The organism is Moorena sp. SIOASIH (assembly GCF_010671925.1).
GTDB lineage: Bacteria > Cyanobacteriota > Cyanobacteriia > Cyanobacteriales > Coleofasciculaceae > Moorena.
In genome coordinates, this window is record NZ_JAAHIH010000007.1 from 73,457 (window position 1) to 86,427 (window position 12,971).

Annotated in this window: 9 protein-coding genes; all 9 read right to left on the bottom strand. The window is 42.7% G+C overall.

Features of this window, described 5'->3' with window-relative positions; all coding sequences use genetic code 11:
- Positions 1 to 28 precede the first annotated feature (28 nt).
- The 9 genes from F6J90_RS36475 to F6J90_RS36515 all read right to left on the bottom strand — a co-directional run bounded on the left by F6J90_RS36475 (position 29) and on the right by F6J90_RS36515 (position 12,218).
- Positions 29 to 1,222 carry a hypothetical protein gene (locus tag F6J90_RS36475; RefSeq protein ID WP_293105535.1) on the bottom strand — a complete coding sequence of 398 codons (1,194 nt, stop codon included), beginning with the start codon at positions 1,220 to 1,222 and terminating at the stop codon, positions 29 to 31.
- A 99-nt stretch (positions 1,223 to 1,321) separates the two neighbouring features.
- Positions 1,322 to 2,761 carry an MOP flippase family protein gene (locus F6J90_RS36480; protein WP_293105538.1) on the bottom strand — a complete coding sequence of 480 codons (1,440 nt, stop codon included), beginning with the start codon at positions 2,759 to 2,761 and terminating at the stop codon, positions 1,322 to 1,324.
- A gap of 62 nt (positions 2,762 to 2,823) precedes the next feature.
- The gene (locus tag F6J90_RS36485) at positions 2,824 to 3,489 is read right to left on the bottom strand and encodes a class I SAM-dependent methyltransferase (RefSeq protein WP_293105541.1); all 666 of its coding nucleotides are present in this window, start codon (positions 3,487 to 3,489) and stop codon (positions 2,824 to 2,826) included.
- A gap of 5 nt (positions 3,490 to 3,494) precedes the next feature.
- A complete protein-coding gene (locus tag F6J90_RS36490; protein WP_293105544.1) occupies positions 3,495 to 4,667 on the bottom strand; it encodes a DegT/DnrJ/EryC1/StrS family aminotransferase in 1,173 nt (390 codons plus the stop codon).
- Positions 4,668 to 4,694: 27 nt separating this feature from the next.
- Entirely contained in the window at positions 4,695 to 5,858 is a 1,164-nt protein-coding gene (locus tag F6J90_RS36495) for a glycosyltransferase (protein WP_293105546.1), read from the bottom strand.
- Between the two features lie 201 nt (positions 5,859 to 6,059).
- Positions 6,060 to 7,511: an O-antigen ligase family protein gene (locus tag F6J90_RS36500; RefSeq protein WP_293105549.1), complete on the bottom strand. Its 1,452-nt coding sequence runs from the start codon at positions 7,509 to 7,511 to the stop codon at positions 6,060 to 6,062.
- Positions 7,498 to 9,705 carry a polysaccharide biosynthesis tyrosine autokinase gene (locus F6J90_RS36505; RefSeq protein WP_293105551.1) on the bottom strand — a complete coding sequence of 736 codons (2,208 nt, stop codon included), beginning with the start codon at positions 9,703 to 9,705 and terminating at the stop codon, positions 7,498 to 7,500. The genes F6J90_RS36500 and F6J90_RS36505 overlap by 14 nt, the downstream gene beginning before the upstream one ends.
- Before the next feature lie 23 nt (positions 9,706 to 9,728).
- Complete coding sequence (locus tag F6J90_RS36510) at positions 9,729 to 10,901, bottom strand: glycosyltransferase family 4 protein (RefSeq protein ID WP_293105553.1); 1,173 nt, start codon at positions 10,899 to 10,901, stop codon at positions 9,729 to 9,731.
- Between the two features lie 117 nt (positions 10,902 to 11,018).
- Entirely contained in the window at positions 11,019 to 12,218 is a 1,200-nt protein-coding gene (locus tag F6J90_RS36515; RefSeq protein WP_293105556.1) for a glycosyltransferase family 4 protein, read from the bottom strand.
- Between the last annotated feature and the right edge of the window lie 753 nt (positions 12,219 to 12,971).

Sequence of the window (12,971 nt, forward strand, 5' to 3'; positions counted from 1 at the left end):
CACGGGAGCTAGAAACGCTGTATGCCTATTAATTGACAGTTTGTCGTGAGGGTTTGTTCAAGAATATCTGAGCGATAAAATATGTAAATAATCCAGATATCAAAAATGGCACAACTAAACCATCGAAAAATAGACCAAATAACAATATCAATGGAATGATATATAAAATAATAGTATATTTAATACATTTTCCTGGATAGAAATTAAAATAGAAAAAAGCTATGATCAAAAATTTACAAATATGCAATAAATAAAAGATTGCAAATGACTCTCCCGAACCGAAAACTGCTCTATCACAAATAACCGCTGAAAAAATCAGAAAGCTAACTGAAAGTAATAGCCAAGCTTGAGGATTATTATTCCCTAGATTCAATGCTTTACGAGATGAGGCGCAAAAAAGCATAAAAAAGATAGTCATTGGATACCAGATTGCAGGAATTCCACCATTAGAGAGACTAGGGACAATTGGATTTAAAAAGCTAGGGAGATGTTGAACTAAAAAACTAGCTGCTATGTGGATAACCATTCCACCAAGTAAAAATATAGGTAAATCTTTCATAAGTAGTGGATTGGGTAGCCAAGATATTAATGAATCTGAATCGTTGTGTTTCTGTGATTGAATCGTAATACCGAAAAGACACAATAATGTTCCGAGAAGCTCTGATCCTTCTTCAATAGCTGCTCTTATTCCTAGTAGTGAATCAGACCACTCTGTCGTAACTTCTATATACTCTTGAAAGACAACAGAACCAAACAAAATAAATCCAGATAATATTAATATTACTGATTTTCTCGTATTTTGTTGTGAAAATAGTTTAAGCAAAGAATAGGTAAGTAAGATTATGCCCACCAATGCAAAAGGAATGTAGTTCGACCAGGAGTCTTCTTGTAGTACTTCATGTATAGAACCAATTTCATCCAAAGATAATAATAGCATTACACTGGAAATTATCAGCCAAGAAGTTGAATACCCTCTTCGTTTTTCTGACACAAAATTTTCATAAGACAAAAAAGCAGCTATGAACAAAAGTATTGAACTCCACCAGACAGCAATATTCATTTCTCCAGCAAGATTAAAGTGATAAACCTTAAATAAGGTGTTTAACCAGGGAGAGTTAATCGCGGATAGAAATGTGGCAACTATAAATAAAATATCTATAATGACAATCCACTTCCACCAAGAAAGAGTCATCAGTTGTTTTTTTAGAGAATTTAAAAGCATTTTTTTAATCTCCAGCTCTAATACCTGAGTGCAACATAAATAACCATAGTACAAAGCTTCTATATATCTGTTAACCTAACGCCTCCAGAATATGAGTTTTCATTTATTTAACCCTAACATGGCTAATAATTGCTGTATCTGTTCTCGATTGATACACCAGCTTGCCAACAGGTAATAAATACCTCCTATAGGTATCAGTATGCCTAACACCCAGCCACTAGCTAGACCCGTGGGTAACAAAAACTTCAGCCCTACAAGCACAAGTAGCATTAGGAGGCTAGCAACAAGGGGTCCCCAAAGTACTGTGCCAAAGTCAAGCATCCGTAAATGGATCAGACGAAAAGGAATAGCAAAACTTGGATAAGTCACGATAAAAGATAAGATTGCGTAGGCAACAGCAACCCCAACAATCCCCCATTGTAAGCCAATCAAAAAAGTGATTGTTATTGTTATTCCATAACCAAATTCCCATCGCAACAACCAGTCTGTACGACCCTTTGCCTGATAGATTGTCCCTATCGTTGTTTCCAGAGATTGTATCATTCCTACAGGAGCCAGAATCATCAGGATCAAAATGACAGGTTGCCATTGTGAACCGAATAATGCCAGAATAAATGGCTCAGCCAGTACCCAAATACCACCCATTATTGGAAAGCTAACCATGGCAATTGAACTGATGACTTTCAGATAAGCATTTCTAAATTTTGCATTATCATCTTGTATTTTGGAAAATACAGGAAACATCACCCGAGCAATCACATGAGAGATATTCTGCAAAGGGTAAAGCATCAGGCGATATGCCAAAGTGTAGTATCCCAATGCTTGGCTGCCTAAAAATCGTCCAACTAGTAGATAATCCACATTTCTAGCCAAATAGTTAAAGATACTAAATCCGGTTAAATTCAAGCTGTAAGTGCTAACCTCTTTCAACTCACTCAAACGCAAAATCATTTCTGGTTTCCAGGGGGTGAAAATCAAAAGTAACGCAGTTGTCACTGTTACTAATGTTAGGGTTTGATAAACTAAGCTCCATACTCCAAATCCTAGCAGCGCTGCTCCAATGCCAACGACAGAACCAGATAGGATAGCACTAATCTCTATTTTGGCTAAGGCATTGAAGGCTAAATTTCGTTCTAAAATGGCTTTCTGTAAGATGCTGATACCAGAAATACAAAAGGTTAATGAGAGGACTTTAAGGATTGAAGTTAATCTCGGTTCCTGGTAAAAACTAGCAACCAGTGGGGAAAGAAGGAAAAGGATAACCGTTGATAGGATACCAAAGATTACATTGACCCAAAAGATACTAGACAGAAGTGAATCAGAAACATTTTTCCGGTGGATTACTGCTGCTGAGGTGCCTAAATCCTTAAACAGCCCTATAAATCCGATCACAATCGTCGCCATACCCACTAAGCCAAAGTCGGAGGGGGAGAGTAGGCGGGCAAGAATAGCGGCAGTAACAAATTGCATCACCTGCCGCCCAACTTGGGACACTGTAGACCATTTGACGCCAGATACTGCTTGTTGTTTTAGAGACATCTATTTTTTTACATGGCACAACTATGGTTTATAAGCAATCCAACTCTAGCAATATATGACAATCAATTTGATTTCCTACCAGCCATAATTGAAATACATTCCCCAAGGTCAAAATAATCATGAAGATGGACTAATAAAACAGATTTAAACATTTTATTGTAATTAATTTTACTTCTAAAAAACCATTGTTGTGTATCTGGTTTATTAGAAGTATTTTCTACTAAAAATAATAGACCATCATCTTTTAATACTCGAATAATTTCCTCCGTTGTCCTCTCCAAAACTGGGGATTTGATTCCTCCCAAAACTAAGCACACCCAGACAACATCTACAGAATTATCTGGTAGAGGTATTTGACCTTCTTCCATGAGCTTATACTCTACAGTTTTATCCTTGGGTGCAATTTCTAATAACGCCTCTATTGGGTCAACACCTATAGCTTTTCCGCCTATTGTAGAGGCTAAATCAATCGTGAATCTCCCCGGACCACAACCAAAATCAAGAATTAACTTTTCATCTCCTTTTAAAGATTGCCGTAAGTAGGGTAAAATTTCTCGCTTTTGTTTCTCAGTAACAGCCTCAAATTCAGCATTAGAATGACCAATATTTAAAACCGATCGTTTTCCATATTTATTCGCTCGCTTTTTCCAATATTCCATAGCCGGAAGGTTTTTACCATCTGAGGTAATCAATAGTCGTTTGGCATATTTAATCAACAAGTTATTCATCCTATTTATCCTATTACTTTTTTAACAGTCAAAATCACATCCTTAACATCCTTATCCGTCAACTTGGCTGACAAGGGCAAGCTCACCGTCTGCCTTCCAATAGCCATAGCTTTTGGATAATCTTTTGGCTGCCAACCAAAGGTTTGTTGATAGTAAGGATGTTCAGGAATACTTAGATAATGCACCCCAACCCCAATATTTTCAGCCGTCATACCATCAAGAAACTCATCCCGGCTGATGCCCGCTTTCGCCTGATCTACCAAGATTGTGTACAGGTGATAAGCATGGCGAGTTTCAGGTTCTGGATCTGCTGGCAAGCCAATTGGTAGATTAGCAAACGCCTCATTGTAGCGTTGCCAAATTTCCTGGCGTCGCTGCCAATATGGCTCAATTCGCTGCAACTGATGAATGCCAATCGCCCCTTGTAAATCCATCATGTTGTACTTAAAGCCACACTCCACCACTTTGTAATGCTTGTAGCCTTCGTCACCAAAGCGCTTCCAGGCATCTTTACTCATGCCATGTAGCCCCAGCATCTTAATCTGGGCTGCGTCTTCTTCACGATCAGTCAGAACCATCCCTCCCTCACCAGTGATAATGTTCTTGGTGACATAGAAACTGAAGCAGCCAAAATTCCCAAAAGTTCCTGCCTTGCGTCCTTTGTACTCCGTCTCAATAGCATGGGCACAATCTTCAATTAGTTTCAGGTTGTGGCGCTTAGCAATCTCACACAGAGCATCCATGTCACAGGCACGACCGGCAAAATGGACAGGAATAATTGCCTTAGTCTTCGGTGTAATCTTGGCTTCCACCTGCACAGGGTCAATATTCATGGTGACTGGGTCAATATCAGCCAATACTGGTGTCGCCCCGGCATGGATAATGGCATTAACAGTGGCACAGAAGGTAACAGCGGTGGTAATCACCTCATCCCCTGGTTGTAACCCAGCAGCCAAAATGCTCAGGTGCAATCCTGCTGTGCATGAGTTGACCGCGACTGCATATTTAGCTCCCTTGTAGGTTCTGAAGTCGTTTTCAAACTGTGCTACTTTGGGACCAGTACCCAACCAACCTGTTTTCATACTGGCAACAACTTCCTGAATTTCTGCATCTTCGATAGCAGGAGAGCCAAATACTAAGAAGCGTTCTTTGGGTCGAATAGGAAGAGAATTTTTCATAAATTTTATCAGCTTTGTACCTAATTTTTAAACCTTAATCATCTGCATAATTAAATCGCGATAGCTTAGGGCAATACTATCCCAGCTAAAACGCATGGCGTTTTGTCTAGTTTGCACTTTCCAATCTCTGTTTAAGACATTTGCGATCGCTTCAGCATAAGCATCTAAATTTGTTACATCACATAAAATTCCGCTATCAGCTATAAGGTAACGCCGCATCTCATCATCAGTAGCAACTACTGGTAAACCGCAGGCCATTGACTGTATGTAGGCTTGTCCGAATGGTTCATCAAGGGAAGGGAGGGTAAATGCATCTGCGCACCGATAAACCTCAGGCATTTGATTGAATGGGAAACTCTGTATGGCAAAGCGATTAGCTCCCAGCAATTCCTCACCTAATGCTTGAAAATACGCACGGTCAGGTCCATCGCCACAAATGAGAAGACTCCCATAGGGAAGCTTTGCGATCGCTCGAATTGCCAGTTCCACCCGTTTGTGATCATTACGGTTTAAAGAAGCAACACACAAGACAATTGGCTTGTTCAAACCTAGGTCAATATGATTTCCCTCTGGCTTGAATCGATCCATATCTACGCCGTTGGGAATAATTGTGACAGGCTGATTAGGACGCTGTTTATCAACAAAGTCAGCCATTGTCTCAGAGAAAACCACCAGATGATTGGGACGAAATCGCAGGCTTCGCGCCAGTGATTGTCCACCGCCAGTCAAACCAGTGTGTGCCTTAAACAGAATGGGTGTGCCCATCACTCCTCGTACAAAAGCTGCCATGGCCAAACCGCCATAGTCATTGCAAGGAAAGATTAAGTCGGCTGGCTTCCTTAACAGTCGCATCGCACAGGGAAGAAAACTACTCAAGTGTTCAATCACCATATCAGGGTGAGTAGAGAAGCTCCTGAACACTGAGTTAACTAAAGGATTACGTAGGAGGTGACGAGCTTTTGTACGAGGGATGCCACCAGCAGGATAGTAAAAAGGACTACAGGGAGCTCCTGCTAACAATTCCACCTCAAAATAAGAACTAAGGTGATGAGTAAGCTCAATGGCAAAATTTTCGGTTCCACCACTCCAATTCACTCCCGCACTGGGATGCACTATGGCAACTTTGTAAGAGCGTTCAGTTTTCGTTATCATCTGAGGTTTGACATCAGAACCCAAAAGTTTTTGAGTCATACTATTCATAATTTACAGTACAAAAATAGTTAAATAATTAAATAAAATAATTTAATTATTTAAAATAAACAGTTGGTTTAAAAATCCAAATTTAAAATAAAGAAAATTATCTAAATAAAAACTTAAATATTAAATAAAACTAAGATTTTTATATAAAAAGGTGTATTAAATAAAAATATCGCCCTAATTCAAGATAAAAATTTATATTGTTTTGTCAATTGTATTTTGTTCAGTGTTTGGTTGATCCCAGTTCCAACCAGCTACCGCCAACAGAGTCCACCAGTAGAAAAAGAGAGTGGTATGAGTCCAAATATTATCGGTAAACATTCCCACAGGTATTGCTAGAAGAATGGGCAACAGTGTTGAACACAAGGTACGTTGTTGACTACCAGAAGGGGCTGATCTAATTAACTGAACAAGACGCACAATCTGAATACCAAAAAAGGTGAAAAAAGTAAGCAGACCAACAATTCCTCCCTCCACTAGCGCACGGACGTAGTCGTTGTGGGGTTCCAGCCCATTACTACTGATCAGTTTGTTAGTTCCGAGACCATAACCAAGGATTGGGAAGTGTTTCCATTGCTCTAGGAGATAGGTCCATTGAGCCAGCCGCCAGTTGAAACTATTGCCATCTCCCTGGGACAGCAAAATTGCCTTCCAAATATCGATATCTGGATTACCCAGTGGTGTTTGAGCGATGGAGCCGAGGCGTTCTTGTCCAAACTCTGTGCTGCCAAACAAGCCGATAATTAGGGCAAACAGGACGATTCCTGCGATCAGGTTAAGCAGGCTCAATCTGGGGGCAATCAAAAAGACGATAAAAGCAGCCAGCATCATCAACCCAAATAGAGCCTTGGTACTCACGAAGAAAAAAGCTAGTACACCTAACAGGAGAAGCCAAGGCTTAGATTGCTGTGCTTGATTCTGCTTCCAGTAGGTCAAGCCAAGGAACAAAAACAGGAAGGTGGTAAAGGTATTGGAGTGACCGAGAGTGCCGTTGATGCGAGCAGTTACTTCTAAGGAAGCAGAAAGGCTATACCCTGATGGCTTGAGCAGGTCAGGAAGAAGTGAGTCAGGCAAGACCATCTGGATTGATGCGACGCTAAGGGGCATGACCAGACCAAGAAACAGGAGATTTATAACTGTTTGAGCTGGAAGCCTGTCCTTTAGCTGCATCACTAGTAGGTAGACCATCGGCCAAGAAAATAGGCGTACCCACTCCCGGATAGCAGTGGAAAAATAGGAGCCATCTAGTCCTAGTCCTCCTAACGGTAGCAGTATTACCCATAAGCCTTGTAGCACCACCCAGCTTGCGAGGAACCACCAAAACCGATCAGTCTGAACAATCTGACCGGTTAATAACCTTACGGTCACATAGACCAAAGTCAGACCAATAACCCCAACGGCGAAGGCAGCTGGTACCCCCTGATCTGAGAAAGTATCAAGGGAGCTACGCAAGATCAATAGCCCCAGTACAGCTTGCTCAAACCGAGCAAAGAAGTAGACCACCACAGCTACTGCAACCAACCCTAAACCAAGCAAACTCGGCTGAGTACCTGCGAGAAAGCCAACGGCTAGACCAATGGGCACACCTGCCAGTCCCAGCCAAAAGGTCAGAGCAGAGGAAGAATTCCAGGGGTTATGAATCTGCATGATCAACCTCCCTGGATACCACAGCACAATTGTTGCTGGCTTCGTTGCCATGGGTCTGCCTGGATTGGGATTGAGGCTGGTAACTATCCAAGGAATAGGAATAGTACTGTCGAGTCCGATCGCTTATGCCATTGACAACAAACCCCAGTATAGGAGTGCTACTATCTTTCAATTCTGATACTGTCTGTAGTAGGATATCTTTCTTAGTAAAGTTGGGACGTGTCACCATCACCAACCCATCACTATACCGACTCAAGCTATGGGCATCAGCAAAACTACTAACTGGTGGCGTGTCTACAATCACTAGGTCATAATAATCTGCGGCTGCTGCCAAAATAGACTTCATCACCTGTGACTCTAGGAAGCTAGCCGAACCAGAGGGCAGGTCACTACAGGTCAAAATCTCAAGGTTTGCGATCGCTGTGGGTTGCACCGCCGACCGCCAGGTTTGATTGCTGCCCATTAAATCTGTAACCTTTGGCTGAGGGGGTAAGCCAAACAAATCCTGCTGCATTGGGTGACGCCAGTCGGCATCAATAATCAATGTCCGCCGGGAAAATGTTACTGAAACCGCAGCCAAGTGGGAAGCTACCACTGACTTACCCTCTCCGGAAACAGCACTGCTGACCACAATCAGCTGTAACCTCTTCTGAGCACGCAACTCCATGGTTGTCAGGAGCAGGCGGTAAGGCTCCATTAACCTAATATCTGCTAAGAATCGCTTCGGTTGTTCAAGACTTAGTGCCTGAGCAGGTATCTTCGGTAATACCCCCAGCCTAGGCAGCTTCAGCAGTGCCTCCGCTTCCGAGGCATCGTGTAAGGTATTATCCATCACCTCCAGCAGCAGCACCATACCGACAGCTAGGGCAATTCCAGCAGCAGTAGCAATCACCAGCACCAGTTTTGGATTGGGTTGCTTGGGTGATGAAGGAAGTTTTGCCCGCTCAATAATTTGAATATTGCTAACTAGTTGGGCTTCGGCAATCCGTGCTTCTTCCAGTTTGTTTTGGAGGAGTTTAAGAGAGGCAATAGCTTCTTCTTGTCGGCGAACTAAGTTAGCAAAGGGTTGCCGTAGAACTGGTATTTGACCAAGACGATTCTGGAGTTTAATGCGCTCAGTCTGCACCAGGTAGAGCTTTTGTTCCAGTACCGACCGTTCTGTTTCAGATAAAATAAACCTAGAGGTAAAGTCCTGGCTCAACTGATCAGAGGCCACATCACCAGGGGGAATAATTTGATTAGTGAACTGATTAGTGGGCTGATTAGTGGGCAACAGACGAGACAGTTTTTGATTGTAGAGGGTAAGGAGTTCATACCGCTCCTGAACCAGTGATATCACCGCTGGATTCTGATCAGTTAGACGCGATCGCATTTTGGCTAACTCCCGATCCAAATCTACTAGCTGAGCTCGTAAGGCTTGGAGTTCTTGATCTTGACCAATGCGTCCAGCGATGTAAGCATTCTGAGTATTATTCAGACTGGTTATTGTCTGGAGTTCTTGGCTACGGGTTTTAGCGTCTTGGAGTTGAATAGACACAGCACGTTCTTGGTCTTCTAAAGTAGCTAAACTCCTGACTAAGAGTTGTGTTTGTTCCTCGGGAGAAACTAAACCAGTGGTCTGTTTAAATTTGTTTAACGCTGCTTCTGCTGCTGCTACCTCCAAACGCCGTAATGGTACTTCTTTCTCCAAAAATTCCCGCACAGCTTTAGCTTCTGAACGAATCCCTTCAGCACTTTCAGTAACCATTGCGTTGGCGACAGCATTGAGCACCGTGGTTGCCAATTCTGGATTTTGACCCTGATAGCTCAGCTCAAGAATATTGGTGGCAGGCACAATTTTTACCTTTAAATCCTGACGGAGTTTGTCTATGGTCAGTCCTTCTGGTGAACTGCTTAGTAGAGCAATCTGGTAAAGTGCTCCCTGAAGAACTCGTTCTGACCCCACTAGTTCGGCTTGAGTTGCGATTGGGTCAGCTCCACCGGGTATATTAGCAGGGACTTGGCTGAGGTTGTCACCCAACTCAGATACACTCACCTTTTTATTGTCCAGCATCAGCCGTGCTTTCACTTGGTACACTGGTGGGGTAACAACCAAATAGGCAATCGCTCCACCAATTACGGATGTCAAGGTAACAAGGGCTGGCAAAAGCCGCCGCTTTAAGGCTAATGGTAGTGATGAAAGGCTTGTGTCCATAACGTTGACGAAACTCTGTAGTTTTACTGGTTCTTGAAAAAGGGGAGCGTGACACTGAATTTGGCATCAGAGGACGCACAGAGTTTTTGATAGAGTCTCAAGTTATCAGCAGTAATTTTGTCCCAGTTATAGTAAGTGGCTACATGGTCTTGTGCCTTCTTTGCCATGTCCGCTAACTTTTGAGGTTGGCGGATCGCCGTTTCTAGAGCTCGGACACAAGAGTCTACGTCTCCTGCTCGGAACAGTAGACCTCGTTCTTCACCAATCAATTGCTGATGGGGAGGGATATCACTAGCGAGCACTGGAATCCCTTCTTGCATTGCCTCTAGCATCACCAGCGGTAATCCTTCTAAATCCGAAGGCAGAACAAACAACCCTGCCCCCCGAACAATCTCGGCTAAGCGACTTCCATAGAGTTCACCAACGAATAACACGTCTTGATTTGTGCCTGCCAACTCATGTAGGTTGGCGATGTAGTTATGAGTGTCACTATCACCACCAGCAATCACCAGTTTCCAACCGTTAGATTTAAGCCGTTGGAAAGCTTTGATGAGTAGATCAGGTCGTTTTTCCGGTACAAGCCTGCCCAAGAACAGAATGTAACGCCCCGGGTTTAGACCTAGGAATTTACCATAGGGAAATTTGGGGTCTGACTCTGGGTAAATCCCTGGAGCATTGGGAATATTGATTGTATTTTTGCTATATGTGTTGAGAAAGTAATTTTGGAGTGCTTGTGAGACTACGACTAACTCATGGGCAGAGTAGACCGCGTTCCTCTCCCCCAAACGAATTAACCCACTCGACCATTTCCCCCACTTGGCTCGTTGCCAGTCCAATCCCTGACAGGTAACCACAATCTTTGCAGAAGAGGCAATTCTGGAGAGCCAGGAGAACACAGCTGGACCTAGGGCATGGAAATGAATGATGTCGTAGCGTTTGCCACTGGAGATAATCGCTGCCAGGGCAGCATTAGCAAAAGCATCTATTCCTCTCAAGCGTATCGAGGGTAGAGAGATTACTCGAACACCTTTGTAGTCAGAGGATGAAAAACCGGTAGACTTGGTGTAAGACGAGCGTGCAAATAGGTCTACCGAATGACCTTGGGCAACCATTCTGGGATAGAGTTCTGTGCAGTAACGTTCAATGCCACCTTGCTTAACAGGTACTCCTTTGGCTCCAATTACAGCAATTTTCATTACTTCTAGTTTCCTCTTTTACAATACTCTTCGGCAGACTAATTAAGTGGTGATGACATCCTGAGTATGTAAGTTTGACTGCTCTATCTTGATTAAAGGCAGCCGATTAGACAGAGATTACAGAGACCGTTGGTGAGCACGGTGTAGCATTTGCTCATAAACACTCGTGACAACTGTGCGAGCACTATAGGGTTGAGCCGTGCGCACACAGGAGGAGGCTGGATAATTCTCTGGATGGTGCAGGATTGTACCCAAAGCATCTGCGATCGCAACTTTGGTACGCTCCTTGCAAACAATCCCACTGTCAGCACCGAGAAATTTGGGGGTTTCACCACAATTCGTGGTCACTACAGGTGTCCCACAGGCGAGAGCCTCAAGGACAGTCAAGGGCAGTCCCTCGTAAACGCTACTCAAAACAAAGATACTACAGACACGGTATAAGTCTGCTAGTTTTTCCTGACCTACTGCTCCAAGCATAGTCACTCGCTTAGACAACCCAAGAAAGCAAATTTCAGCACGGAGTTCATCTTTTAACTCCCCATCCCCAGCAATCAGTAAGTGAACATTGGCAATATATAAACCTGCCATTGCCCGTATCAGTAACATCGGGTCTTTTTGAGGATGCAGACGACCGGCGAAGAGGATAAAACGGGTCTGTTCAGGCAAATTATGCTCCTGTGCTAGAGCTTTGCGTCTTTGTTCTCGTTCCTTTTGGTCTAGGGCATAGAACACCTCCTCATCAACGGTGTTTTTCAGGTAAGCAACACGATTTGCGATCGCTGGATAACGCTGTTGATAAAACTTAGCTGATTCAGTATTGCAGGAAAAAATTTGGCTAAATTGCTTGACCAGTAAGCGTTCGAGGGCAAAATAGCTTGCAGAAAAACGCTGCCAAAGAATGCCATTATTACCCGTTGCAGGATTCATCTGCTTGGCAATGTCATTGTGTACAAACAGCGTCTTCTCTCCAGACCAATTGAGGGCTGCTAAGCTAGGTTCGATGCGATGAAAATGCATGAAATCCGATGCCAAGGAACGACCTAACAACGCAGTCGTATACTTTATCGTCGTGGGTATTAAGCGCCTAACATTGTCATCTTCGAGAGGAAACAAGGGCATAAATTGAATGGCTCGACCAGCTAGTTCCCCTTCTTGCCATACACCGGAAGCTGAAGCCAGGTCTCCTGTTCCCACCAACCGCACCTCGAACTCACTCGGAGCATATTTGATAAAGGAGCGGATGACGGTCTGAATCCCACCAATGCTGCTATGCCAAGGATTAAACTGATAGAAAATAGTTAGAATTAGTTTCTGCATTACTTGAATTAATAAGAATTAAAACTGTTTGATAGTCAGTCATTTATGGTTTATATTTCATATAACTTACTATCAAGAATATATAACCGTTCTCAATTGATTGAGGTACCTCTTCCTGGGTTTTAGGGAGTCGGGAGTCGGGAGTCGGGAGTCGCGATGCAGGGCAGTCCCATGACCGCCCTGCATCAAGACAATCCGAGGATTTTTTGGTGTGCTGATAAATCAGTATTGGGTTTTATGATCTATTTGGAAATGCTATATAGTTAAGCTGTGTTCACCAACTAACTAGTATTATTGGAATCGTTACCCTTGATTACCTATAGATAGTAAGTCGATGGCATTGATCAAATTCCCTAACCTAGGATAGAACTATATTTTTTTTACCAAAGGAATTATGGGAATTTTTTAAATCATAAAAACTTGGTTAATTTGAGTTTCATAACTAATTATTAACTACACCTTCAAAACTATAAATCCGGAGATTTATTAAAAATGGATCAGCTCCTGGATTTAGAAATATCTAACAATAGTTAGTGAATACTTTGTGAATATTAGAAAATGAAAAAAGCGTGAAATTTTTCCCAGACAAATTTTTCAGACAACACTTAACAATAGCGAAACCACCGGACATGATATTAGATCATGTCCGGTTAATCAAGTCCCAACCCAAATAGTCCCTGGATTTTTGATAATGGGTAATGGGTAATGGGTAATTGTCAACTACTTTTTACGAATTAAGCACTCGGAGATAAT

Coding starts and splice junctions, on each gene's coding strand:
- F6J90_RS36505 (WP_293105551.1), bottom strand. CDS start 9,705: ATGGACACAAGCCTTTCATCACTACCATTAGCCTTAAAGCGGCGGCTT.
- F6J90_RS36490 (WP_293105544.1), bottom strand. CDS start 4,667: ATGAAAAATTCTCTTCCTATTCGACCCAAAGAACGCTTCTTAGTATTT.
- F6J90_RS36500 (WP_293105549.1), bottom strand. CDS start 7,511: ATGCAGATTCATAACCCCTGGAATTCTTCCTCTGCTCTGACCTTTTGG.
- F6J90_RS36495 (WP_293105546.1), bottom strand. CDS start 5,858: ATGACTCAAAAACTTTTGGGTTCTGATGTCAAACCTCAGATGATAACG.
- F6J90_RS36510 (WP_293105553.1), bottom strand. CDS start 10,901: ATGAAAATTGCTGTAATTGGAGCCAAAGGAGTACCTGTTAAGCAAGGT.
- F6J90_RS36480 (WP_293105538.1), bottom strand. CDS start 2,761: ATGTCTCTAAAACAACAAGCAGTATCTGGCGTCAAATGGTCTACAGTG.
- F6J90_RS36475 (WP_293105535.1), bottom strand. CDS start 1,222: ATGCTTTTAAATTCTCTAAAAAAACAACTGATGACTCTTTCTTGGTGG.
- F6J90_RS36485 (WP_293105541.1), bottom strand. CDS start 3,489: ATGAATAACTTGTTGATTAAATATGCCAAACGACTATTGATTACCTCA.
- F6J90_RS36515 (WP_293105556.1), bottom strand. CDS start 12,218: ATGCAGAAACTAATTCTAACTATTTTCTATCAGTTTAATCCTTGGCAT.